21 protein-coding genes are annotated in these 23,708 nt (G+C 67.7%); 8 read left to right on the plus strand and 13 right to left on the minus strand.

The annotated features are described in order from the left end of the window. Positions 1-61: 61 nt before the first annotated feature. The 5 genes from ACEVFP_RS03930 to ACEVFP_RS03950 all read right to left on the minus strand — a co-directional run bounded on the left by ACEVFP_RS03930 (position 62) and on the right by ACEVFP_RS03950 (position 8,197). The gene (locus ACEVFP_RS03930; RefSeq protein ID WP_375002120.1) at positions 62-2,839 is read right to left on the minus strand and encodes a TrlF family AAA-like ATPase; all 2,778 of its coding nucleotides are present in this window, start codon (positions 2,837-2,839) and stop codon (positions 62-64) included. 289 nt (positions 2,840-3,128) lie between these two features. Beyond that, entirely contained in the window at positions 3,129-3,560 is a 432-nt protein-coding gene (locus ACEVFP_RS03935) for a hypothetical protein (protein WP_375002122.1), read from the minus strand. Between the two features lie 611 nt (positions 3,561-4,171). Beyond that, on the minus strand, positions 4,172-5,884 hold the full coding sequence (locus tag ACEVFP_RS03940) for an ABC transporter permease (protein WP_375002124.1): 1,713 nt from the start codon (positions 5,882-5,884) through the stop codon (positions 4,172-4,174). A gap of 4 nt (positions 5,885-5,888) precedes the next feature. After that, positions 5,889-7,028: an ABC transporter ATP-binding protein gene (locus tag ACEVFP_RS03945; RefSeq protein ID WP_375002126.1), complete on the minus strand. Its 1,140-nt coding sequence runs from the start codon at positions 7,026-7,028 to the stop codon at positions 5,889-5,891. 110 nt (positions 7,029-7,138) lie between these two features. Continuing rightward, the gene (locus ACEVFP_RS03950) at positions 7,139-8,197 is read right to left on the minus strand and encodes an extracellular solute-binding protein (protein ID WP_375002128.1); all 1,059 of its coding nucleotides are present in this window, start codon (positions 8,195-8,197) and stop codon (positions 7,139-7,141) included. Between the two features lie 292 nt (positions 8,198-8,489). On the opposite strand from ACEVFP_RS03950, the gene ACEVFP_RS03955 reads away from it, so the two are divergent. Both ACEVFP_RS03955 and ACEVFP_RS03960 read left to right on the plus strand, forming a co-directional pair. Next, entirely contained in the window at positions 8,490-9,647 is a 1,158-nt protein-coding gene (locus ACEVFP_RS03955; protein WP_375002129.1) for a flavin reductase, read from the plus strand. Between the two features lie 80 nt (positions 9,648-9,727). Then, on the plus strand, positions 9,728-10,534 hold the full coding sequence (locus ACEVFP_RS03960) for an MBL fold metallo-hydrolase (protein ID WP_375002130.1): 807 nt from the start codon (positions 9,728-9,730) through the stop codon (positions 10,532-10,534). A gap of 46 nt (positions 10,535-10,580) precedes the next feature. On the opposite strand, the gene ACEVFP_RS03965 is transcribed toward ACEVFP_RS03960, so the two are convergent. Continuing rightward, complete coding sequence (locus ACEVFP_RS03965; RefSeq protein WP_375002131.1) at positions 10,581-11,105, minus strand: NADPH-dependent FMN reductase; 525 nt, start codon at positions 11,103-11,105, stop codon at positions 10,581-10,583. A gap of 239 nt (positions 11,106-11,344) precedes the next feature. On the opposite strand from ACEVFP_RS03965, the gene ACEVFP_RS03970 reads away from it, so the two are divergent. The 6 genes from ACEVFP_RS03970 to ACEVFP_RS03995 are packed head-to-tail and all read left to right on the plus strand — an operon-like array spanning position 11,345 to position 16,752. Next, entirely contained in the window at positions 11,345-12,259 is a 915-nt protein-coding gene (locus tag ACEVFP_RS03970) for an alpha/beta fold hydrolase (RefSeq protein WP_375002133.1), read from the plus strand. Continuing rightward, a complete protein-coding gene (locus ACEVFP_RS03975; protein ID WP_375002134.1) occupies positions 12,256-13,017 on the plus strand; it encodes a Crp/Fnr family transcriptional regulator in 762 nt (253 codons plus the stop codon). The genes ACEVFP_RS03970 and ACEVFP_RS03975 overlap by 4 nt, the downstream gene beginning before the upstream one ends. A gap of 7 nt (positions 13,018-13,024) precedes the next feature. Further along, a complete protein-coding gene (locus tag ACEVFP_RS03980; protein WP_375002135.1) occupies positions 13,025-13,963 on the plus strand; it encodes an alpha/beta hydrolase in 939 nt (312 codons plus the stop codon). Between the two features lie 39 nt (positions 13,964-14,002). Beyond that, a complete protein-coding gene (locus ACEVFP_RS03985; protein ID WP_375002137.1) occupies positions 14,003-15,250 on the plus strand; it encodes a CaiB/BaiF CoA transferase family protein in 1,248 nt (415 codons plus the stop codon). Continuing rightward, entirely contained in the window at positions 15,247-15,921 is a 675-nt protein-coding gene (locus ACEVFP_RS03990; RefSeq protein ID WP_375002138.1) for an enoyl-CoA hydratase/isomerase family protein, read from the plus strand. Before ACEVFP_RS03985 ends, ACEVFP_RS03990 begins: the two co-directional genes overlap by 4 nt. Before the next feature lie 27 nt (positions 15,922-15,948). Beyond that, the gene (locus tag ACEVFP_RS03995; protein WP_375002140.1) at positions 15,949-16,752 is read left to right on the plus strand and encodes an SDR family NAD(P)-dependent oxidoreductase; all 804 of its coding nucleotides are present in this window, start codon (positions 15,949-15,951) and stop codon (positions 16,750-16,752) included. A gap of 12 nt (positions 16,753-16,764) precedes the next feature. Here the strand turns inward: ACEVFP_RS03995 and ACEVFP_RS04000 are convergent, their stop codons facing one another. From ACEVFP_RS04000 to ACEVFP_RS04030, 7 genes are read right to left on the minus strand one after another with little or no spacing between them, the layout of a single operon-like run. Beyond that, on the minus strand, positions 16,765-17,544 hold the full coding sequence (locus ACEVFP_RS04000; RefSeq protein ID WP_375002142.1) for an SDR family oxidoreductase: 780 nt from the start codon (positions 17,542-17,544) through the stop codon (positions 16,765-16,767). Then, on the minus strand, positions 17,528-18,352 hold the full coding sequence (locus ACEVFP_RS04005) for an SDR family oxidoreductase (RefSeq protein WP_375002143.1): 825 nt from the start codon (positions 18,350-18,352) through the stop codon (positions 17,528-17,530). The genes ACEVFP_RS04000 and ACEVFP_RS04005 overlap by 17 nt, the downstream gene beginning before the upstream one ends. 25 nt (positions 18,353-18,377) lie before the next feature. Then, entirely contained in the window at positions 18,378-19,355 is a 978-nt protein-coding gene (locus ACEVFP_RS04010; protein WP_375002145.1) for an NADPH:quinone reductase, read from the minus strand. Further along, positions 19,352-20,314: an NAD-dependent epimerase/dehydratase family protein gene (locus tag ACEVFP_RS04015; RefSeq protein ID WP_375002146.1), complete on the minus strand. Its 963-nt coding sequence runs from the start codon at positions 20,312-20,314 to the stop codon at positions 19,352-19,354. Before ACEVFP_RS04015 ends, ACEVFP_RS04010 begins: the two co-directional genes overlap by 4 nt. Before the next feature lie 24 nt (positions 20,315-20,338). Then, positions 20,339-21,151, minus strand: a complete 813-nt coding sequence (locus ACEVFP_RS04020; protein ID WP_375002148.1) for an SDR family NAD(P)-dependent oxidoreductase — start codon at positions 21,149-21,151, stop codon at positions 20,339-20,341. 11 nt (positions 21,152-21,162) lie between these two features. Next, the gene (locus tag ACEVFP_RS04025) at positions 21,163-22,518 is read right to left on the minus strand and encodes an MFS transporter (RefSeq protein ID WP_375002150.1); all 1,356 of its coding nucleotides are present in this window, start codon (positions 22,516-22,518) and stop codon (positions 21,163-21,165) included. Continuing rightward, the gene (locus tag ACEVFP_RS04030) at positions 22,518-23,696 is read right to left on the minus strand and encodes an LLM class flavin-dependent oxidoreductase (protein WP_375002151.1); all 1,179 of its coding nucleotides are present in this window, start codon (positions 23,694-23,696) and stop codon (positions 22,518-22,520) included. Before ACEVFP_RS04030 ends, ACEVFP_RS04025 begins: the two co-directional genes overlap by 1 nt. Positions 23,697-23,708 lie beyond the last annotated feature (12 nt).

The raw sequence follows: 23,708 nt of genomic DNA on the forward strand, positions 1-23,708 counted from the left end.
ACGCACTGTTTGCTCGGCGCAAGCCTTCTCACTGAGACGGGCTCGCATTCGGTACGGATGATCACATCTTGTACTTGTCGCGGCGCTTCTGAAACGCATCCTCGCCGCCGTCGAGGATGTCAATCGCATGCTCTCGTATTCCACAGGATTCCAGGACGAACTCAGCATCCCCGTTCACTGGTGACGTCCACTCCAGTGCGCCAGACAGGTACGAGAACATCTGACCGTTTCGATTCTTACGATCCTCACCGTGGCGATTGGCCACGATCACCTGTTCGGAGTCAGCGCCGATGACCATGTTTGCATCGTGGCTGACCATCAGGATCTGACGGTCACATTTGCGTCGCATCAAGTACGGAACGATCGTCTTGAAGATCGACCGGCTGTCTAGGTCGTCCTCTGGCTGATCGATGAGGAGTGGCCACGCTTCGTCCGACTCGTTGATGATCAAGGTCAGCGCGAAAAGAGCTTGCTTGCCGGGTGTCATCGACGAGCGTTCGAAGCCGCCGATGCGGTCGCCCTCCAAGGTCGCGAAGTATTCGATTTCTGGAGTCAGGGCTAGGACATCCGCAGCAAGTCGCTCCTTGGACTCTCCAACCCGGATCTTCTGGATGCCAGCCGCCACCGACGCCAGGAACGGTTGAGGCCCTGCGAGGACCTTCTCAAGATCGATCTGGTCGCCACGAGCGCGATCGAAGTATTCGGTGTTCTCCTGGCGGTTGAAGGCATTGGACACAGTGGCAATGCGGTCGGCAGGGATCCGCTGCTCGATGCCAAAGGCCATGCCGTCGAGCTCGCGTGGCGTAGCTTCAAACGCTGCGATCAGCGTAGCGATCGCCTCAGCCCTCTTCTCGATCTGCTCTTGAAGTGTCGCCAGTTGCTCAGCTTGGCGATCTCCAAGTTCCTTAATCGTCTCTGTCTTCTCCTCAACGCGACGCAACAGCTCGTCCTGCTGCTGCCGGCGCTTGACGAGGTCCTCTAGCTCGGCATTGGTTCTGTTCTTGGCGATTAGCTGTGCGTTCGTCTCCTCAAGTTCCGCGCCTCGGCGAACGGCATCCGAGCGAAGCGCGTCAAGGCTCTTACGGTGCTCGGCAACCTTGGTCCTAATCGAGTCTCTGAGCGCTTCAGAAGCTCCAGAAATCAGTTCGTCGACCTGATCACGCAGATTGTGTGGAAGGTTCGCCGCCACGGGGAGAAGAAGGACGTTCACATCGACGTCGGGCCGAGCCGTGTAGTCGCCATCGCCGGACGACTGAACCAGTGGATCAAGAGCCGCGATATCGGCGTCGGTGAACTCGATCTGGGCGGCGATGGTGGCGAGCTGTTCAAGGACCTGCTGGTAGTCCGCGCTCTCCTGCTCGGTAAGGGCGGAGGCGTCTCTCACGGTTTGAATCTGTTCAGTGAGCTTGTCCCTGGTCGATGTGATTCCTGCTGGGTCACCGATGTCCCGTAGCGTGCGACGCTCGTCGGCGATCTCCTTGTTGAGAGCGAACCACTGCTCCACACTTCGCCTGATCAGTTCGTTCGCACCGGCGATCTCGACCTGGGCACGATCGCTCGCCATTTCGAGGGCCAGATCGAGGTGGTAGAGAGCGGGACGAATTTTCGCCGTGATCTCTTTCGGTCGCTCACTGACGCTGTAGAGCGAGTTCTGGGGGATGTAGATGACGCGCCCTTGCGTCGCAGCGGAGTCGCCCCACTCAACCTCGCAGCGAATGTTCGAAACCTGTGCCCATGCCAGTCCAGCAGCGGGACCAACCGAGGCGGAATCGCCAAGGCCGCTCAGCTCCTGCTGCTCGGTGGTGTAACTCGAATCGATGGCGTGCGCGATATATGCCAGCAGGGCTGATTTACCCGACGAGCGACTTCCGATAATGGACACGAGATTTGGGTTGAGCTCGATCGGCTCCGTCGGGAACCGGTTGGACCCCGAGAAAGTGACCTTCGAGATGTACCGGTACGGGTCTTTGCGGTCAGGCGTCGAAGGACGTATAGCGACGCGCTCAGAGGGCTCGATCAGCGTCTGCAGTAGGCCTTCGTAGGTCGGATCGGCCTTGATCCAGGTGACCTCTTTGTGAACACCGTCCTCATCGACTGACTTGCCCAGCCAGCTGTCTAGCTGGTCGTAGGAATGAGCATCCGAGCCGGCGAAGACTGGCTTCGGTATTGATCTTTGCGTTCCGTCCTCGTAACGGTCTTCCTGCAGATACCACTCGACGTTCTGGCTGCCGCCGAAAATTGCGTTGCTGAACTTGTCGATCTCGTCGGCGATGTTCATCTTTCGCTGCTTGCCGGATTCTGCGCGGATCCCGTTGTTGCTGGCAGGAACCAGGATGATCACGTCCGCTGGCCCCCACGCCCGCCCAAGGTTGCTCTCCAGTGCGGAACGGAGGCTGCTTCGGGTGACCGAGGCTCCCGCAAGTTGTTGGTCCGCAAGATCCGAACACTTGACGTTTCGGTCGCGGGCGTCAGTTACCTCAGTCACTAAGTCGGACAGGAACGAATCGAGTTGGGCATCGTCGGTGTCTGGTCGGAAGATGAGGTGGATATCGACTGTGTCCGTCGCCTTGTTTACTGCTTCGTTCAGGCGGAGTTCGAGGTTGGGCAGCAGGAGCTTCTTGCTCTCAGGGTGTCGTGCTGCATGCTCCCTTCGAACCTCTCGGTATCCGTCGAAGCAGAAGTAGTCCGCGATTCCGAAAACAGCGACATCTGAGGACTCAAGCGTGGAGCAGTAACGGTCCCAGTCCAGCGGCTTGTATCCATCGCTGAGCCGAGTCCCAGGGGCATGCAAATGGAGGTCCCACTTACGCCACTCGGATCCGCGGGGAAACTCACCCACCAAGCACTCCGTTCTGCCTCAAAGAGAATCACAAGGCAACTCTGGCTGCCCCTGGCCTGCTGAACGTCGGGCGGACGATCGCCCTGAACTAGAAGTAGCATGGCACACGCGTGTGGGGACCAATTTTGGCCAGAGCGGGCGCTGTACCTGTCGCGTGATCCTCCGCGCGACCCGACAAGCCACTCTTTAATCCGCGACAGAGTCCACGCCAACGGCCGCGTCTGGATGCATGCGGATCGGCCGTGACGAGCGCGTCATTCCGCCGCCAATGTTGCGCGTCCGACTGGGCTCAGCTGAGTCCGACTGACCAGCGACCTCTCACCGGCCCCGGCCCGGGCTTGATGCGCCGGAGCCCGCCCTGACTGATGGTGCGTTTGTGTACTTCGTCCGGACCCGGCGAGGCGCAACGTGCGCTGGAGCGCCCAGAAGTGGGCGAGCGCACGTACTGATCGCCGTCGGCCACCATGCGTAGCTCGATGCTCGTTGCGTCGGTGCTTGCCGCGGCCGGCTCTGTCACCGCGAATGTCGACGCGATCTCGCTGGCCATCAATGGGTCGAGCCATCGCTCCTTGCGCTCCTCGGTGTCGAAGAGCTCCAGAACCTCCATGTTGCCGGGATCCGGCGGGTTGCAGTGCATCGACTCCGGTGCGATGAATGGACTGCGGCCGATGAGCTCGGCCAGTGGTGCATAGTCGACGTTGCTGAGCCCGGGTGAGCCCACTCGGCGTTCCTGTGCGGATGGAACAAGGTCCACAGACCGCGATGGCGCGCCTCGGTCTTGAGCTCCTCGAGGACGGGCGGGTGGAGGTTCGGGTCGCCCGACTCAGCCATCTGTGCGGAGTAGACCGGCTCGGCCGGATAGACCGGCTCGGCCGGGTAGATGCAGTCATCCACGAAATCGAGCAACCGCACGCGGTATGACGGCGCGGGCGCTGGGAGTGAAATTCATCGGACTGTGCCTTTCAGAGGTTTGGACCGGACGTCAGCTGACCCTTCGCGAGGCGGTGCGTGGACTCGCCAGATGGCCTGCTTGCAGTCGCGGCAGCTCGCATCGTCCAACGGTGCGAACGGCTCAACGAAGAGCACCGGCCATTCGGTCACCACCACGCCGCAGGCGGTCGACGGGTGGCCGATGCGGCGGGCATGGACGGTGCCGTCGAGCACCCACCGTTCGCCGTCACGCGTCGCGAGGAGGCGACGGCTTCGTCCGGTGGGAAACCACTCCGGGCGTTGAGCTCGCCCGGTGGGAACTCTGGTGGCTCGCATGGCTACAACTCCTCTTCTCGGCCGAGATCGGACCGCACCGAAGGTCGGATGCGGCAGCGTTTCGTCTCAGAGATCCTCGAACACGTCGGCCCCGCCGATGCCGAGGGCGACAGCCGCTCCGGCGAAGGTCACGCCGGTCATGACGATGGCGATCGCGGCCACCACGGGATAGTTCCCGTTGGCGTACGTGTCGTAGAGGATCGTGCCCATGACTTGCGTGTCCGGGGCGCGGACGAGCAGCGAGGCGGTGAACTCGTGGGTCAGCAGCACGAACATCAGCGCAGCCGCACCTCCGACGCTCGAGCGGAGCAACGGCAGGACGATGCGGAGGTTGGTCCGCAAGATGCCGGCGCCGGAGACTCGGGACGCCTCCACGTACGCCTCTCCCAGGGCCGTCATGCCCGACATGTGCATCCGCGTCGTGAAGGGCAGCATGATCGTCACGTAGACCACCAGGATCACCCACCTCGACCCGTACAGGAAGAAGGGCTCCTGCGTGTACGTCAGCAGGAAGCCGACGCCGAGCACGACGGCCGGAACCCCGAGTGGCAGCGTGACCATGAGGTCGAGGGTCGAGCGGATGGTCCGCATTCCCTTGGCGCGCAAGAGGAGGGACGACGCGATGAAGCCGATCGGCAAGCAGATGGCCACGGCCGCCAGCGAGATCACGATGCTGTTGAAGATCGCGTCGGTCATGGCCGGGGTGGAGAAGAGTTCGCGGAAGTTGTCGAACGTGAAGGCGCTCGGCACGATGGTGCTCGTCCAGAACGGCGACAGGGCCACGATCGCCAGGGCGACCAACGGCAGCACCATGGCGAACACCGCATAGGCACAGATCAGGGCCACGGCGAGCTTCGAGCTCCTGCGGACAGGTCGGAACCCCTTGCCGCCGTGGGTCACGAAGCGGCTGGTGTCACCCAGCAGATACTTCTGGCCGAGCACGACGGCGAGGCCGAAGATCAGCAGCGGTGAAGCGATCGCGGCTGCGGCCGCGGGATCCTGCGGCGTCCGGTTGTAGAGCGCGTAGTAGATCTCGGTGGTGAGCACCCGGACGTCGCTCTGGCGTCCCAGCAGCAGGGGCGCCGTGAACTGGCCCAAGCCGATCAGCAGCGCCACGGCGCCGCCGTAGAGCATCGATGGCCGGATCATCGGAAGGATCACCCGGAAGAAGACCCCCACACCACCGGACCCGTTGACGTGCGCCGACTCGATGAGCTCGGAGTTGATGTTCTGGAACCCGGCGCTGAGGAAGAGATAGACGAACGCGGTCAGGCTCAGGCCGGTGATGATGACGATCCACGGCAGTGAATAGACGTTGACCGGCCCTTCCGTGAGGTGGTCCCACCAGGGGAGCCGGCGTAGCGACGCGTTCAGGTACCCGGGTCGAGGAGAGAGCAGGAAGGTCCACCCGAGCACCGAGGCCACGAAGGGTAGGACGATCGGCAGGATCGGGAGGATGCGCAGGAACCGCAACCGTGGCGGGAGCCGTGTGGCCGACCAGGCCAGCAGCGTGCCGAGGACCATCGCGATGGCGAGCGACCCCAGGGCCAGCCCCACGGTCGACCAGATCGTCTCGGCCATGCGGTCACGCGTGAACTCCGTCCGGTACGCCTGCGCGCCGTTGGTGAAGGCTTCGGACTGCAGCCGGTAGATCGGCATCACCACGAGATACGCCAGAGGGAGGACGAACACGGTGGCTGCGACGCGGTGTGGACCGATCCGGCGCAGGGCGACGGTGGTCCGCTGGCCGATCGGTCGCCCGACAGTGGCGGTGGTCATGGCGTCAGTCCTTGGCCGTCACGAGCCCACGGTCGGCCAGCAACCTCGAGCTCTCGTCGGTGCCGTAGGCCTTGGCGTGCTCGGGCTCGAATCCGATGACCACCCGCTCACCGGCGGCCAGCCCCCGCGACCACACGACGGCCGAGCCATCGACGCGGGCGCGCACCCGGAGGTCGCCGACGTACAGGTAGACGTCGACGTGGCGGCCTCCGTAGACGGTGTCGATGACCTCCGCCGTCACCGTCGTCAGTCCGGGGAGGCCGGCGCGGTCGGGGGCGAGGAGCATGTCCTCAGGTCGGATGCGCAGCACGAACGCGCCGACATCGACAGGTGCCGGGACATGCCCCGTGACCTCCACGCCGGACACTCGGATGCCGCCGTCGACCCGTTCGGCGGGCAGGCGGTTCGACAAGCCGATGAAGTCGGCCACGTACTCGGTCGCCGGACGCTCGAAGACCTCGAACGGGTCGCCGATCTGCTCGAAACGACCGGCGCGCATGACCGCGACACGGTCCGCCAGGGCGAGGGCCTCAGCCTGGTCGTGCGTCACGAAGACGGCTGTGAAGCCGAGGCGCGTGTGCAGCTCGTGCAGCTGGGCACGCACGTCGTCGCGCAGCTTCGCGTCGAGGTTGCTGAGCGGCTCGTCGAACAGGATCATGTCGGGGCGCGAGACGAGACTGCGCGCGAGGGAGACCCGCTGCTGTTGCCCGCCGCTGAGCTGAGCGGGATACCGGTCCAGCAGTTCCTCGCAGTTCACGAGTGCGGCGGCTTCCTCGATCCACTGCGCCGCCTCGGGCCCGTTCTTGCGCCGCGAGCGGAGCGGGTAGCCGATGTTCTTGCGCACCGACATGTGCGGCCAGAGCGCATAGGACTGGAAGACCATGCCGATGTTGCGCTTCTCCGGCGGCAGCGCGACACGCTGCGACGAGTCGAACCAGGTGCGACCGCCCAGGGAGATGTGACCCGCGTCAGCGGTCTCGAGACCGGCAAGGCAGCGCAGTGTCGTGGTCTTGCCACAGCCGCTCGGACCCAGGAGGACGACGAACTCGCCCTCCTCGATCGAAAAGTCCAGCTGGTCGATCGCCGTGGTTGGGGGCTTGCCGGCGAACTGTTTGTGCAGGGCCCTCACCTCAAGGTGCGGCATGGTCTCTCGACTCCTCGTGTCGTGGTGCGGTGGGTACGGCTCGGACGAAGGCGGTGGGGCGACTCGCGTCGATGTCTGTGGCCCGGACCGTCCTGTCCCAAACCGGGTGGTCAGCGGAAGATCGCGTCCCAGGCTTGACGGGCTTCGCCGAGCTTCTCCGGCGTGGATGTGGCCGGGTCCCACGGCGGGAGCTCCTCGTTGGTCCCGAGGACGCCGTCGGGCGCCTCACTGAGCACTGAGCTCGCCAAGGGCCAGATCGTGGCCTGACCGTCCTCGCTGAGCAGGTACTCGAGGAACAGCTGGGCCGCATTGGGATTCGCGGCTTCTGCGTTGACGACGCCGTACCCGCGGATGCCGAACTTGCCGGTGGGAGAGATGTCATAGTCGATCGGAGCGCCGGCCTCCTGGGCCTCCACCACCAAGCTCGGCACGACCCAGTTGGCTGCGTAGATCTCGCCCGAGCCGAGCGCCTCCACGATGCCCGTCGTGCTGGGGTAGATGCGCGGTTCCTGCGCGCCGAGGGTGCTCAAGAAGTCGTCCCCGAATGTCTCCGCCAGCCAGATGTAGAAGTCATTGGCAGGCGCGCTCGCCAGCTCGAGCACTCCGACCTTGCCGTCGGCGAGGTCGGAGTCAAGCAGGTCGGGGTAGTCCTTGATGTCCTCCGGCACCAGGTCGGTGTTCCAGGCGAAGGTGTTCACCGTGCCGCCGAGCTCGTAGATGGCGTGGTCGGCGTCGAAGAACTTCTCTGTGTCGTAACCACCCTCTCCGGTGGCCTCGGGGCTCTGGTCCGCCGGCACCCACGCGCCCGCCTCGCCCTGCTCGATGAGCCAGGTGGGGGAGGCGTTCTCGATGAAGTCAGCGGTGGGGGCCCCCGAGCCCAGCTCGGTCTCCAGGCGCGGCACCATCTCGGCGTCGGGCAGGCGAACAGCCTCGACCTCGACGCCGGGGTACGTGGCCTCGAAGCCCTCCGCGACAGCCTCCACGACGTCAGGGGTGACGTTCATGTAGACGACGACCTTGCCCTCATCGCGGGCCGCGGCGTACAGAGCCGACTCGGGGGCAGGCTCGGTACTGCTCGCGTCGTCGTCGGCGGAACCACAGGCCGCCAGCGTGAGGGCAGCAGCCACGCTGAGGGCGATCAGCCTGGCGGTGCGTTGTGTGTGGGACATGCGTGCTCCTTGGGGGTGGGGCGGACCGAGGGGGTGTCGCCGCGGTGCGTGCCGGGAACATATGGCGAGCTGGAAGGCAGCACTGTGACCCAGGTCCACCATGTGTGATGTGAATCGCACGCGTGTGACCGCGATGGCGTCGCCGGAGTAGGCGGCTGGACCTGATGCCGACCTCAAAGATTGTGCGACCTGGGTCACATTCAAGTCGGTGCGCCCGCACTAGATTCACGGCACCGCGAAACGTTCGGTCTTCGCATCACTGACGGGCACCGCCCGACCTGGAGGACAACGCATGGACGGCAGCATCGACGTGGCCCAGTTCCGGCAGGTCCTGGGTCAGTACCCGACCGGCGTCGTCGTGGTGACGGCGAGTGGGCCGGAGGGCGAGCCGATCGGGATGACGGTGGGCTCGTTCACCTCTGTGTCGGCCCATCCGCCACTCGTCGCGTTCCTGCCCGACCAGCGTTCAGCCTCCTGGCGCAGCCTCCGCGAGTCCGGCGGCAGCTTCTGCGTCAACGTGTTGAGCTCGCGGCAGGAGGAAGTCTGTCGACAGGTCGCGACTCGTCGGACGGACAAGTTCGAGGGTCTGGAGTGGGAGACGTCACCGGGAGGCAATCCGGTGCTGACGGGCGCGGTCGCCTTCATCGACTGTACGACCGACGTCATTCACGACGCGGGCGACCACCACATCGTCGTCGGTCGCGTACAGCACCTGCGGACGCAGAGTTCGGACTACCCGCTGCTGTTTTTCCGCGGAGGGTACGGATCGTTCCGCCCGGTCTCGCTCGGTGCCGCCGACGCCGACCTGGTGAGCCAGATGCGCCACGTCGACCTGATCCGCCCCACGCTCGAGCGCCTCGCGGAGGAGGTGTCCACCGAGGTCAGCGCGCTGTGTCTGGTCGGTGACGAGCTCGTCATCGGCGCGTCCGCTGGGCAGGAGCGCAGCGCCGAGGTGCCGACCCGGGTCGGTCAGCGCTGGCCCTTCGCACCGCCGATGGGGTCAGTGTTCGCCGCATGGGGTGACGAGGACGTCCGCACCCGGTGGCTCGCCCGTATCCCGGCGGAGTCCGACCTTCGCGACCTCGCCGACTGGCTGCTCAAGCAGGCGCTCGATGACGGATACACGCTGGCCATCTCGACCGCGCCCGTCGCTGACCACGCCGACGCGATGGAGCTGTTCCGTGGTGGGCGGGCCACGATCACGGCGGCCATGGCGGAACGCACGCTGCGTACCGACCAGCTGGTTCACAACCCGAGCCTCGCCGACATCCCCGACGAGGTCATCGTGCGCTCGCTGAGCGTCCCGGTCATCGTGGGTCCGGAGGATGTTGCTTGCTCGCTGACCCTCTGGGGTCCGCGTACCCCGTTGCCGAAGGCCACCGTGCAGCACGACGTCGAGCGACTGCTAGCCGCTGCCGAGACAGCTGGAGACATCCTGCGTGCGACCTGAAGACCTCCGAACCGATCTCGGTCACGCGCCCGCGCCGTCCGGCGGGGTGAACACCATCGATCCGACCACCTGGAGTCCCCATGAAGATCGGCAACGCCACCATCATCCCGGTCCTCGACGGCACGGCCCGCCTGCCGATCGAGCTCGCGGCCGCACACCGGTCGGGCTCGCCCTGGTCGTGCCAGCACCAGGCGCTGGATGAGCAGGGACGTCTACGGATGGACATCGGTACCTTCGTCGTCAAGGTCGGTGACCGGACGGTCCTCGTCGACCTCGGCGTCGGGCCTGAGAAGATCCACGAGGCCTTCGTGACCGGCGGACTCATCGCGAACCTCAGCCGCACCGACGTCGCCCCCGAGGACGTGACAGATGTCGTCTTCACCCATCTGCACGTCGACCACGTCGGGTGGTCGTCGGTCCGGGAGCGCCCGACCTTTCCCAACGCGACCTACCGGGTGCACGCGGCCGACTGGGCGCACTTCGTGACCGGACCTCTCGCCGACCCCGTGCTCGACCCGCTCGTGCGGGCGCGCGTGGAGCCGATCGCCGGGCGGGTGGAGCTCTTCGACGCCGAGACCGAGCTCGTCCCGGGACTCATCGCGCGTCCGGCTCCGGGCCACACGCCGGGGACGACGGTCTTCGTCGTGGCCGACGCGGGGGAGCGGGCCCTGTTGCTCGGCGACGTCGTGCACACCGTGGCCGAGCTCACCGACCCGGAGTGGGAGGGCGTCGCAGACGTCGACGTCGCCGCGGCCAACGCGATGCGAGCACGGCTTGCGGAGGAGCTCGAGGCCACGGGCGACCTGTTCGCGCCGGCACACTTCCCGGAGCTGTCCTTCGGACGTCTCGTGACCCGGGACGGGCTCCGCGACTTCCGCTGGGCCTGACCTCGGCAGTCGGGCCGCGTGGCCCGTGACGTGGAAGTGCCTGCTGTCACGTTCGAGACGCCACCCCTTGCGGCGCGCCATGGAGTGCTCTCGCCATGGTGACGCCAGTCGTCAGCCACTCGTCGGGGAGCATGGGGTTCTCGAGGTCAGCGTCCAGCATGTAGTGCCCGCGGACTGGGCAGGTGGCCCCGAGCTCGGTGAGGAGGGGGCGGAGCAGCAGCTCGGGAGCCGACGCGTGGTGCGGATTCCCGCCCACCATCAGCGGCAGTCCGACGACTCCGGCGAGTCCGCCGGCAGAGACCTGGTCCAGGAAGACCTTCAGCAGTCCTGTGTACGAGGCCTTGAACGTGGGGCTCACGACGAGCGCCACGTCGGCCGAGCAGAGTCGGTCCACGACACGCTCGACCTCCGGGTCACCCCACGCGAGCAGTGCTGGCCCGAGCGTGGCGAGGTCGATTTCGGTGGTGATGGTGCCGTCTCCGAGCTCGGCCAGCTCGTGCGCGATCTTCAGTGCGGCGCCATGTGTGCGGGATCGCGGCCGGGGGTGGCCGATGACGACGGCGATGTCCACGAGATACCTCCGAGGTGGGATCCCATCATCGTCATGGTGACCGGGAAGAGCGTCTGTGACTGGGGTCCGTCGGTGGGGGAGTGCTCGGCACCCTGAGGCCCCTCGGACCTGGGTCACAGACATCTTGATCGGAGGTGGGCAGTATGACGTAGGTCTCACCCGGTCTATGGTTCGACGTCTCGACGTCCTTCCGGCAGGGAAGGGACGGCACGACAGGTACGGCGACGCGAGGAGAAGCCATGACGACGACATCGGTCGTGACGCGGGACGGAGTCGGGCTGCACGTGAAGGACGTTGGCGAGGGGGAGCCGATCCTCTTCCTGCACGAGTATGCCGGCGATCACCGTAGCTGGAGTCGTCAGGTTGCCGATCTGGGGACCGACCACCGCTGTGTCACCTACGCAGCGCGAGGCTACCTCCCTTCCGACGTTCCAGTGGATCCGTCGTCGTACTCGTGGCAGCGCGCCGTCGACGACGCGGTCGACGTGATCGACTCGCTCGGGCTCGACTCGGTGCACGCTGTCGGGCTCTCGATGGGCGCGTACACCGCGCTGCAGCTCGCGCTGACCCACCCCGATCGGCTGCGATCGGTCCTGGCTGTGAGCGTGGGCTCGGGATCCGACCCTGACACGCGGGAGGCCTACCTCGCGGAGACGCGCGTCGTGGCCGCGGAGCTACGCGCACGTGGTGCCGGTCCAGTGGGACGGAGCATGGGCACGGGCCCGGCTCGTGTCCAGCTGCAGCGCCGCGACCCCGAAGCGTGGCAGGAGATGATCGACCAGTTCGGCGATCATGATGCCGAGGGCCTGGCGCTCACGATCCTGGAGATCCAGGGCCGGCGTCCGTCACTGCATGACCTCGTCGACACGATCGCCGAGGTCACGCTCCCGCTGCTCGTCGTGATCGGCGACGAGGACGAGGCATGCCTCCCGACTGGGCTCCTGCTGAAGCGCACGGCGCCTGCAAGTGGCCTACACGTCTTGCCTGGCAGCGGACACGTCCCCAATCTCGAGCAGCCCGGGCGATTCAACGGGATCGTCCGGGAGTTCATCCGTGATGTGACGACAGGCAGCTGGTTCCCGCGCGACCGACGCTCCCGTGCCACCTCCCAGTTCGGTCTCGAGCGCGACCACGGCGTGGAGGTGTCGGCATGACAGCGCCGGAGCAGGGACTCTCGCCATCTGCCGTCGAGGCGTGGTCGAAGAGCTTCCTCGCAGACCAGGACCCGTCAGTGCGCGACGCGCTGCTGGGCGACAGCCGTCAGGCCACCTATCCGGCTGGAGCTCTCATCTCCCGCGAGGACAACTACAAGGTGGTGCTCGTCAACCGCGGTCAGCTCCGCGCCAAGATCACCGCGTGGGATGGGCGTGAGGCGACCACCCGGTACCTGACGGCCGGCCAGTTCAGCGCGATCCCGGCGATGCTCACCGACGGCGCACCATCCTCGGTCGAGGCAGTCAGTCATTGCGAGGTGACGATCTTCAACCCGCAGACGTTCCGGCGCCTCATGCGGACGCGCGGCGACCTCTGCTACCAGGTCGCCGTGTACCTGGCGGAGAGTACGTACGAGGCCGTGGCCAACCTGGAGGACAACCTCTTCAAGTCGGTACAGCAACGCGTGAGCCGGCACCTGCTCGAGATGGCCACGCCGACCGTCAACGGCCTGCTGGTGCAGACCGACCAGACCGACCTCGCCCACGCGATCGGCTCAGTTCGCGAAGTCGTGTCGCGCGCGCTGCGCAAGCTCAGCGACGCCGGCGCGATCCGCCGGAACCGACGCCAGATCTGGATCGAGGACCCGGCACTGCTGCGTGACTTCGCCTCGACCGACCCGGTCACCCCGGCCACCGACCAGCTCCGTGTCCTGGAGTCCGACCTCCACCCGCCCAGCTCACCGGGACGAGCGCAGTGAGGGCCTCATGATGATGTACGCGATCGATCCCGAGCTGCGCGAGGCCGCCGCGGCGCTGCCGGCCGTGGACCGTACCGACGTCCCGGCCGCTCGTCGGATCTTCGAGGCCCGCCTGGGTGCCGAGGGCGCCGGGGCCGACGACGTGACGACTCGCGACGTCAGCTGCATCAGCGCTGACGGCGCTGCGATCACCCTGCGCGTGTACCGCCCACGTGACCTGAGGTCCGACGGTGCGGTCTACCACGTCCACGGTGGCGGATTCATCCTCGGCAACCTTGCGATGAGCCACCCGCGCAACGTGGAGATCGCCCGCGAGGTCGGATGCCTCGTGGTGTCCGTCGACTACCGGCTCGCGCCCGAGAACCGCTTTCCGACTCCGGTCGAGGACGTGTACGCCGGCCTTGTCTGGCTGTTCGACCACGCCGAGGAGCTCGGCGTCGAGGCAGACCGGATCGTGCTGCATGGCGTCAGCGCGGGAGCCTGCCTCGCAGCGGCCACCACCTTGGTGGCGCGCGAGCGTCGTGCACCTGACATCCACTGGCAGTTCCTCGCATCACCCGTGCTGGACGACCGTCTGACGAGTGACAGCAGCCGCCGGTTCGTCGACACGCCCGCCCTGACGCGTACCGACCTCGTGGCCTGCTGGTCGGCTTATCTCGGCGCCGGGGTGCCCGGCACCGACGCCGTCGCGGCGATCGCGGCTCCAGCCCGCGAGACCGATCTCGGTGGCCTCCCGGCCGCCTACATCGCGGTTGCCGAGCTCGACCCGCTCCGCGACGACGGCCTCGCCTACGCCCAGGGGCTCCTCGCCGCCGGAGTTCCTGTCGAGCTCCACCTGTTCCCCGGCACCTACCACGGCTCGTCCGGTGTCAAGGCCGCTGCGATCAGTCGTCGCGAGCAGGCCGAGGAGATCGCGGTGCTGCGGCGCTTCGTCTCCACGTCCTAGCGCGCCTCACGCCCCCCGAAACCTCGAAGGAGACCTTCCATGATCGACGCCACGTCACCGACCGGATCCGCCGCGGACCAGCACTTCCTGCGCGGAGTGCGGGTCCTCGACATCACGGGAGCGCTCGCCGGCCCGTACTGCACGACGATCCTGTCGGACCTCGGTGCTGAGGTCATCAAGATCGAGCCGGTCGACGGTGACTCGCTGCGTCGACGTCTGGTGGGTCCGGAGCAGCGGCCGCTGCCCTTCGACCTGATCCACCGCAACAAGCGCAGCCTCGCGGTCGACATCAAGTCCGAGCGGGGCCGGGCGCTGGTGAAATCCCTCGCGTCGCGATCCGACATACTCGTCGAGAACTTTCGCGTCGGTGCCCTCGCCCGCCAGGGTCTGGCGTACGACGACCTCAAGGACGCCTGCCCCGACCTGGTGTACTGCTCGATCTCGGGCTTCGGCCAGGACGGGCCGATGCGTGACGCCAAGGGCATCGATCTCGTGGCCCAAGCGTACGGCGGTCTCCTCAGCGTGACCGGCAGCCCCGACGGTGCGCTGGCCAAGGCCGGCTACCCGATGGGCGACCTCGGCACCGGGATGTGGGGCGTCATCGGCGTGCTTGCCGCGTTGCTGCGCGTTCGCAGCGGCCTCGGCGGGTCGTACGTCGACGTCTCGCTGGCCGACACGATCGCCGGGTGGTCGATGTGGGAGGTGGCCGACTATGTCGGCACTGGTGACGTCCCGGGCCCGCTCGGCACCGCCCACCGCCTCACCGCGCCGTACGAGGCGTTCACCTGCTCCGACGAGGCTGTGCTCGTCATCGGCGCCACGGAGCGGTCGTGGCCGGAACTGTGCGCCGTGCTGGAGGTCGACCTCGTCGCCGACCCCCGCTTCAGCGGTGAGTACAACCGCTTCGCCCACCGCGCCGAGCTCGCCGAGCTGCTCCAGGCCGCGTTCGCGCGGGCGCCACGCGACCACTGGATCGAGCTGTTGCGAGTGGCCGGAGTCCCCTGCGGCCCGGTCAACGACGTCGCTGAGATGATGGACGACGCCCAGTACGCCGTCCGCGACATGTTCCCTTGCGACGAGGCCCGCTTCGGCCACCGCCGCATCGTGAACATGCCGTTGATTGCCGACGGCGCGCCGCGCGCGCATCGTCGGGCGCCTCTCATCGGCGAGGACACGGCCTCGTTGCTCGCGGAGCTGGGCCACGACGATGCCGAGATCCGCGGGCTCGTCGCGGACGGGGTCGTCGGTGGCGTGCTCCCGGCCGACTTGACGGTGACCCGCGGATGATCGCAGATCCACCGGAGAGCGGGCTCCGCCTGGAGGTCGTCGACCGCGTCGCCGTCATCTCGATCGACCGCCCGGACAAGCGCAACGCGATGTCATCGGCGATGTGGACCGCGCTCCTCGACCACCTCCGCACGATCCAGCACGATCCCGACGTCGTCGCGGTGCTGCTGCGTGGTGAGGGCGGCAGCTTCTCGGCCGGCGGCGACCTCGCTGAGCTGCAGGTAGCGGACGCCCGGCACGTGGACCGCTACCGCCAGCTCGCCGAGGAAGCCGTCCACGCGTTGACCGCGCTCGACCGCCCGAAGGTCGCCGCAATCGACGGCACCTGTTTCGGAGCCGGCTGCAGCCTCGCGCTTGCGTGCGATGTCCGCATCGCGACCCCGACCTCGACCTTCGCGATCCCGTCGCTGCGCAACGGCCTCGTGTACGAGCCGGCGTTCGTCCACCGGCTCGTCGACGTCGTCGGCTCCGGGCTCGCTGGCCTGTTGCTGCTCGGCGGCGAGCGCTGGTCGGGAGAGGACGCCGCCATGCGGGGTCTCGTCGACCGGTGCGCGAGCGACGTGGCTACTGCCGTCGACGACTTCCTGACCGCGCTGCGCGCTGCTGATCCGCACGCAATCGTGGCGACCACCGCCGCGGTGCGCGGCGGCCTGCAGCGCGCGGCGCTCTGACCACCTGACGCTCAACGAAGGAGCACCATGGACCTCGGACTGACAGGAGCACGAGTCGTCGTGACGGGAGGTTCCCGCGGGATAGGCCTCGCCGTGGCCCGCGGGCTCGTGGCCGAGGGTGCGCGAGTCGCCCTCGTGGCCCGCGATGTCACGCGCCTCGAGGCGGCCGCCGACCGGATCCGCGCGGACCACCCGGGCGCTGAGGTGCTCGTGACCCCCGCCGACGCGACCGACGCCGCGTCGGTCGAGGCGATGGCGGCGGTCGTGGTCGACGCCTGGGGTGGGGTCGACGTGCTGGTCAACTGCGCGGCGCAGCCTTCGTTCGCTACTGGTCCGGCCTCTCTGGCGGACCTCGACGACGCCGACGTGGCTGCCGACTTCGACACCAAGGTGCTCGGTTACCTGCGCTGTGCCCGGGTGTTCGCCCCGTCGATGGCCGCGCAGGGCCGTGGCCGCATCGTCAACGTCTCGGGCCTCAACGCTCGACGTACCGGATCGATCTCGGGCACGATCCGCAACGTCGCGGTGGCGGCCTTGACTGCCAACCTGGCCGACGAGCTCGGGCCTGCTGGCATCGGTGTGACGGTGGTGCACCCCGGCCTCGTCGAGACCGAGCGCACGCCGCAGCTCGTGGCCGACCGCGCGGCCTCGTCGGGCCGCAGCGAGGAGCAGGTGAGGGCCGACCTGGGAGCTGCGACGAGCCTGCACCGCATCGTGACGACCGACGAGCTGACAGACGTCATCGTGTTCCTCAGCTCGCCTCGGGCGGCCGCGGTCACCGGCGACGCGGTGAGCGTCGGCGGCGGCAACCGCGGGTCAATCCACTATTGAGGTACGCCGTGTTCAGTCCGTCTCGGCACCCTCGATGAGCTGCTGCAACTTGTTCATACCGCCGAGCCAGCGGTCTGTCGACGTCGCACGCACACGGTAGTACTCAGCTGCCTCGGCCTGCGGCAGGATCAGGAAGCGGCCGTCCTGCAGCGCCTCCCATGTCACGTCGGCGACGTCCTCGGGGGTGAGGGCCCCGTCCTTGACCAGGATGTCGCGCAGCGGACCGGGCGCGGCCAGCATGTCGGTCTGCACGCCCTGCGGGCAGATGGCCTGCACCACGATGCCGCAGTGCCGGTAGGTGGCGGAGAGCCACTCCGCGAACGCCACCGCGCCGTGCTTCGTGACCGAGTACGGCGCGGTGCCGAGTGCGGTCAGCAGGCCGGCTGCGGACGCCGTGACGACGAACCGGCCAGAACCGCGCTCGATCCACTCGGGGACCAGCAGGCGCGCCGCACGGACGTGGGCCATCGTGTTGACCTGCCAGCTCGTCGTCCACTCGGACTCGCTGGCGTCCAGGCCCTGGCCACGGGCGACGCCGGCGTTGCCGAACCACATGTCGATCCGGCCGAGATGCCCACGGGCGTGGTCGACGAGGGAGGCGATGCCCGCCTCCGAGGCGACGTCACCGGGCACAGGGTGAGCACCGATCTCAGCGGCGGCACGCTCGGTGGCCTGTGGGGCGAGGTCGTTCACGACGACACGGGCCCCCTCGCGCACGAGGCGTGCGGCGAGCGCCTTGCCGATCCCACCGGCTGCTCCCGTGACGACGACACCCTCACCCGAGACGTTCATCTCCCACTCCTCCTCGAAGCGTGATGCCGCCGTCGACGACCATGAGCTGGCCCGTCATGAAGGCTGCGTCGTCCGATGCGAGGAAGGCGACCGCACTGCCGACGTCATCCGGCTCGCCGAGCCGCTGCAGAGGATAGTCCCGCGCAACCTCGTCCTCGCGGTCCTCGTAGAGGGCCGCGGAGAACCGCGTCTTCACGACGGCCGGGGCAACGGCGTTGACGCGTATGGCGGGGGCGAGCTCGACCGCGAGGAGCTCGGTCATCGACACGAGCATCGCCTTGCTCGCTCCATACATCCCGACCCCGGGTGCGGGGCTGACGGCCGAGTGTGAGGCGACGTTGACGATCGTTCCGCCGCGGGCACCCATCCACGCACGGTGCGCGTGTTGCACCCACCCGAGGGCGGCGAAGCAGTTGACCTCGACTATCTTGCGTGCGGCGGCGAGGTCGAGCTCGATCATGGGGCCGTACCACGGATTGATGCCGGCGTTGTTGACGAGCAGGTCGAGCCCGCCGAAGTTCGCCACGGCACTGACGACGGCTGTCTCCTGGTGCACGGGGTCGTCGGCCCTCCCGGCGACACCCGTGGCGACCTTCGGGCCGCCAAGATGGTCGACGGCTTCGTCCAGCGTCTCCTGGCGGCGCGCCGTGAGGACCACTCGCGCGCCCTCGGCGACGAGGCGCCGAGCGATGCCCAGACCGATCCCACGACTGGCGCCGGTGATCAGCGCGGTCCTGCCCTCGAGCCGGCGAGTCACCGTGTCGCTGCTCCGGGAGCTGCCCCGATGGGTGCGGTTGGTGGTGGTCATCTGCGTCCCTCTCTGAATCTGCTGGTCACTGCTCGGCGATGCGGAGGAGCACCTTGCCGACGGGCGCCTCAGCCACTCGGTCCTGCGCCGTGGCGATCTGCTCGAGCGGGTAGGGGTGCACTGGCAGGGGTGTCAGAGAGCCGACGGCGATCGCCTCCGACGTCCAGCGGACGGCGGCCGCCGTCTGTTCCGAGGTGAGCCCGTACAGCAGCGTGAAGCTGAGACTGAGGTTCGCGGCCATGAAGTCGCTCGCCGGCAACGTCAGGTCACCCGCGGCGGCATACGTGGCGATCGTGGCGCCGGGTGCGGCTACGGCGAGGTCGAGCTCAAGGTTCGTCGCGAGGGCGACCTCGATGATCCGGTCGACTCTCCCCACGGTTTCGAGTACCTGCTCAGCGGCATCGGGATCGGAGTACAGCACCACGGCGTCGGCCCCGGCAGCCACGGCCAGGTCACCTTTGGCCTCAGAACTGACAGTGGTCACGACCTGTGCGCCGGCGTGCTTGGCCAGCTCGATCGCGAAGTGACCGACGGCTCCGGCTCCGCCTGCCACCAGGACGACCTTGCCGGCGAGTGGTCCAGGGTCGCCCCCAAGGCAGTGCGCGGCTGTGAGCGCTGGGACGCCGAGGCAGGCGCCGAGGTCGAAGCTTGCCCGCTCGGGCAGAGTGACGGCTCGCTCGGCCGGAACGACTGCGTACTCGGCTGCTGTTCCGTACCGGTTACCGAACGCCGACAGGTAGAGCCACACGCGCTGCCCGACGGCGAGGTGGTCGACGCCGACGCCGATGGCGTCGACGACCCCGGAGCCGTCCTGGTGAGGCACCTGGAAGCCGTCGGGTGTGCGACCGGCGTGGCCGTCGCGGGTCTTCCAGTCGGTGGGGTTGATGCCGGAGGTCACGATCCGGACGCGGACCTCGCCGGGGCCCGGTTCGGGTGTGTCGAGGTCGACGATCTCGAGCACCTCGGCGGCGGGACCGGGGCGGCGGTAGAGCGCGGCCCTCATGCGACGCGCGACCGGACGAGTCCGACGAAGTGGTCCACCGCTGCGGGGATGTCGAAGCGCGGTCGCCAGTCCAGCTCGTCGGCGATCCGGCTGCCGTCGAGCGCCATGTAGTACGGATCGGGCTGCTCCATCGGGTTTAATCCCTGGCCGAGCGTCAGGTCAGCCCCGGGCACCGCGGTCCGGACAGCCTCACCCAGCGTGTTGAGAGTCGTGACGTGCCCGGCGGCGATGTTGTAGGCCGGATGCCTCAGTGCTTCAGGCGCGAGCGCGACGGTCGCGATCGAGTCAGCGACGTCCAGGACGTACACCAGGTCGTCGCCTTCCTCGCCACCCTGCTCGAGGGTGAAGGGCTGGCCCGACGCGGGCAGTTCGATCATCGAGCTGTAGGTGTTGATCGGCCCGGAATGGCGCTGCAGGCGTCCGGGTCCGAAGATCGTGCCGAAACGCAGACTCACGCACTCGAGCTCTGTCGTGCGGGCGTACCAGGCCAGGACGTTCTCGCTGGCGTGCTTTGTGATGCCGTACATGCCGATGGGTCCGAGGTGCTCGTCCTCCGCGATCGGCGCGTACGTGGGGTGGCCGAAGCGGCCGGTCGCGGGGGCATAGACCGCCTTCGAGCTCGTGTAGACGACGCGCCGCACGTCGGCGGCCAGCGCGGCCGTAGCCACGTTGGCGGTGCCCTTGACGTTCACGTCGAGTGCCAGATGGGGGTACCGCTCGCAGTCGACCATCGCCGCGAGGTGCACGATCACCTCTGGGCGCAACGTCCGGACCGAGGCGGTCAGACCATCGGCGTCGCTGATGTCGCCCACCACGACCTCGACCTGATCGGCGATGTCGGGAATCAACGTGGTGTCGTACCGGGTCTCGACGACGGACACCTCGTGGCCCCGCTCGATCAGCTCGCGCGCGAGCCACGCGCCGTTGACGCCCAGCCCACCTGTCACCATGACTCTCATCGGCTGCTCCTTACTGGTTCTGTCTCAGCTGTCCGCGGCGAGGCGGCGGAACGAGGGCACCATCGGCGCGTACGCCGACATGCCGCCGTCGACGACGATGACCTGGCCGTTGATGAACGACGACTCCGGCGACGCCAGGAAGAGCGCCGCCAGGGCGACGTCGTCGGGGCGGCCGAGCCGTGGCGCCGAGACGTGGTCGAGCATGACCTGCGTCTGCTCCTCGGAGTACATCCTCTCCGTGGCGGGGGACACGATGTGTCCCGGCGCGATCGCGTTGGTCCGCACGCCCTCCTTGCCGTACTCCGTGGCGAGCGTCTTGGTCAGTCCGATCACCGCAGCCTTGGCCGTGGCGTAGGCGGGTCGGCTCTCGAGCGACAGCCATGCGGCGAGCGACGTGGCGTTCGTGATGGACCCTCCCCCTGAGCTGATCATGTGCGGTACGGCGTGCTTCGCCGTGAGTACGCAGCCCATCAGGTCGACGCCGAGCTGGCCGGTCCACACGGCAGCGTCGGCCTCGGCGACGAAGACGTCGCGCTCCACGAGCCGGCGCTCCGACGCGTAGTTCTGCAGGACGTCGAGACTGCCGTAGGTCCGCACGGCGAAGTCGACGAGCTCCTTCACCTGCGACTCGTCCGATACGTCCGCCGCGAAGGGCTCGGCGGTGCTGCCGTCCTCCTGGATGCGCTCGACCGTCACGGAGGCGTTCGACCCGTTGATGTCGGCCACCACGACCTTCGCTCCCTCGCGGGCGAACAGTTCAGCCGTGGCGGCGCCGATGCCGGAGCCGCCGCCGGTCACCAGCGCCGTCCTGCCTGTGAGTCGACCCGTTGATTCCATGGCGTGCTCCTTCACTCTGAGTTCGCCGCGGGAGCTCCCGCGGTCGTGGTCGGTGGGGTGGGGGAGACGCAGGTCAGTACCACCGTGAGGGTCACGGCTCCGCCAGCGACCATGTAGCCGGCCGGGGCCAGGTCGGAGCCGGTGCCGTCGACGAGCCACGTCGCAACGAACGGGGCGCTGCCGGCGAAGATCGCCGACCCGAAGCCGTAGGCGATGCCGAAACCCGACACGCGGACCCGGGTCGGGAACATGTCGGCCCACACCGTCGGTGCCGCGCCCCCGAATGCGGCGACCGGGATCCAGACCAGCACCAGCCCGAGCACGCCCAGCGCGAATCCGCCCTGGGCGACGATCAGCAGGCCCGGGTACGGCAGCGCCACGGTCAGGACCGAGGCGAGCACCAGTGTCGCGCGGCCGCCGAGACAGTCCGACAGGTGGCCGAAGCCGAGCACCATGACGGTCGCGAGGGTCGTCGCGACCAGCACCGCGCCGATGGCCTGCCGGGGCTCCAGCCCGACGACGGTGCGTACGTAGGAAGGCATGAACGCCTGGACGGTGGCCGAGGCGGTCGCGAAGCCCATCACGATGCCGAACACGGTGACGATCGCCCGCCAGTGCCCGGTGAAGACCGAGCGGATGGGGTCGTCCTCGCGCGTGGCCTCGGCCTTGATCTCCTCGAACTCGGGGGACTCGGCGATCCGGTACCGCAGGTAGAAGCCGACCAGCAGCAGCGGCAGGCTCAGCAGGAAGGCGACCCGCCAGCCCCACGACTCCAACCCGGCGGTGGAGAGTGACAGCGTCAGCAGGAAGACGACGAAGATGCCCAGCACGCTGCCGGCTGTGGCGGAGAAGAACGCGAACGCCCCGAACAGCCCGCGCCGACCCGGCGGCGCGTTCTCGATCAGGTACGTCGCCGAGGTGCCGAACTCGCCGCCGATCGAGAGCCCCTGCGCCATGCGAGCGACCACGAGAAGGATGGGCGCCCAGATACCGATCGTGTCGTAGGTCGGGGTGAGTCCGATGAACACCGTCGCCACGCCCATGACCGTGACCGCCACGACCATCGCGATCTTGCGTCCGCCCCGGTCCGCCAGACGACCGAAGAAGATCGCGCCGACGGGCCTCATGAAGAAACCGACGGCGAACACCGCGAAGGTCGACAGCAACGACGCGAGTGGATCGTCTGACGGGAAGAAGAGTTGGGAGATGACCGGTGTCAGCGCGGCGAAGATCGCGAAGTCGTAGAATTCCAGACCGTTGCCGATGCCGACCGCGACGATCGACCGGCGGTTGAGCGGCTCCGAGCCGTCATGGACCTCATCGACGGGCCCCTTTGCGTCGGCGCTGGGCGTCGTTGAGCGAGACATCAGGCGGGCACTCCGTCCGTCACCTGTTCCAAGCGCGGCTTCACGTGCTCCGCGAACTGGCGGATGCCGTTGATGGCCTCCTCGTGATCCATGTGGCCGGCCTGGCCCATCAGCACGAGGTGACCAAGCCCGTCGACCCTGTCGTGGAAGCGCTCGATCTGGCCGGCGACGGTCTCTGCGCTGCCGGCGAACAGGATGCCACGGTCGATCAGGTCGTCGAGCGACATCGATGTCAGGTCGGGGATGGGGGAGAGGGCAGGCGCCCCGGACTCCGACGGCTGTGGTCCGCGCAGCGCGGCGGCGCGAACGAAGTACGGCATGTAGCCGGGCGGGAACGTGAACTCCTGGGTGACTTTGTTGCTCTGCAGGTACCAGAGAAGCTTCCGGGCACCCTCGCGTCCCTCCTCCTCGGTCCGGCCGGTGTAGCAGAGAGCCGCGTAGCCGAACATGTCGTCACTCGGCGGCCGGCGGCCCAGCTCGGCGGTCCGGTCGCGGTACGCCTGGAAGATCTTGCGTGCCCCTTCGTGACCGACCAGGAACGTCGCGACCTTGTAGCCGTGGTCGGCGATCGCCGGCACGCTGCCTGGGGTGCCGGCCGTGATCCAGATCGGCGGCGTCGGCCGCTGGTACGGGCGAGGCCAGATGTTGACCTGACGGTGGTGGAAGAACTCGCCCTCCCAGTTGAAGGGGCCGTCGTGGCTGGTCCACGCCTGGGTGATGAGCTCGATGGCCTCCCACATGCGCTCGGTCATCCGCACGGGCTTGGAGTTGGTGGCCGAGACCTCGTACTGCACGCCGCGCACGAAGCCTACGTCGAGCCGCCCGCGGGAGAAGAGGTCGATCATCGCCATCTCCTCGGCGATGCGCACCGGGTCCGGGCGGTTCGCGACGGGGTTGCCGAGGATCAGGATGCGGGCGTCGGTGGTGCACCGTGAGAGGGCGGCGGCCAGCACCGGAGCCGCGGCGGTCATGCATGTCGCGGTCGAGTGGTGCTCGTTGACCATGATGTTGAGGCCGGCCTCGTCGGCGACCTGCCATTCCTTGATGTACCGGTCCCAGAGGTCGGCGGCCCGATCCGGGTCGATCAAGCCGTTCGGGAGGGTGACTCGCACGGAGTCGTATGTCTCCGAGCTCGGCAGATCGGGGTACGCGCACTCGCTGAAGTGCCAGAACTGCATGAGAAGGCTCCT

The sequence above is a fragment of the Aeromicrobium sp. CTD01-1L150 genome (assembly GCF_041951745.1).
In the GTDB taxonomy this organism is placed as follows: domain Bacteria; phylum Actinomycetota; class Actinomycetes; order Propionibacteriales; family Nocardioidaceae; genus Aeromicrobium.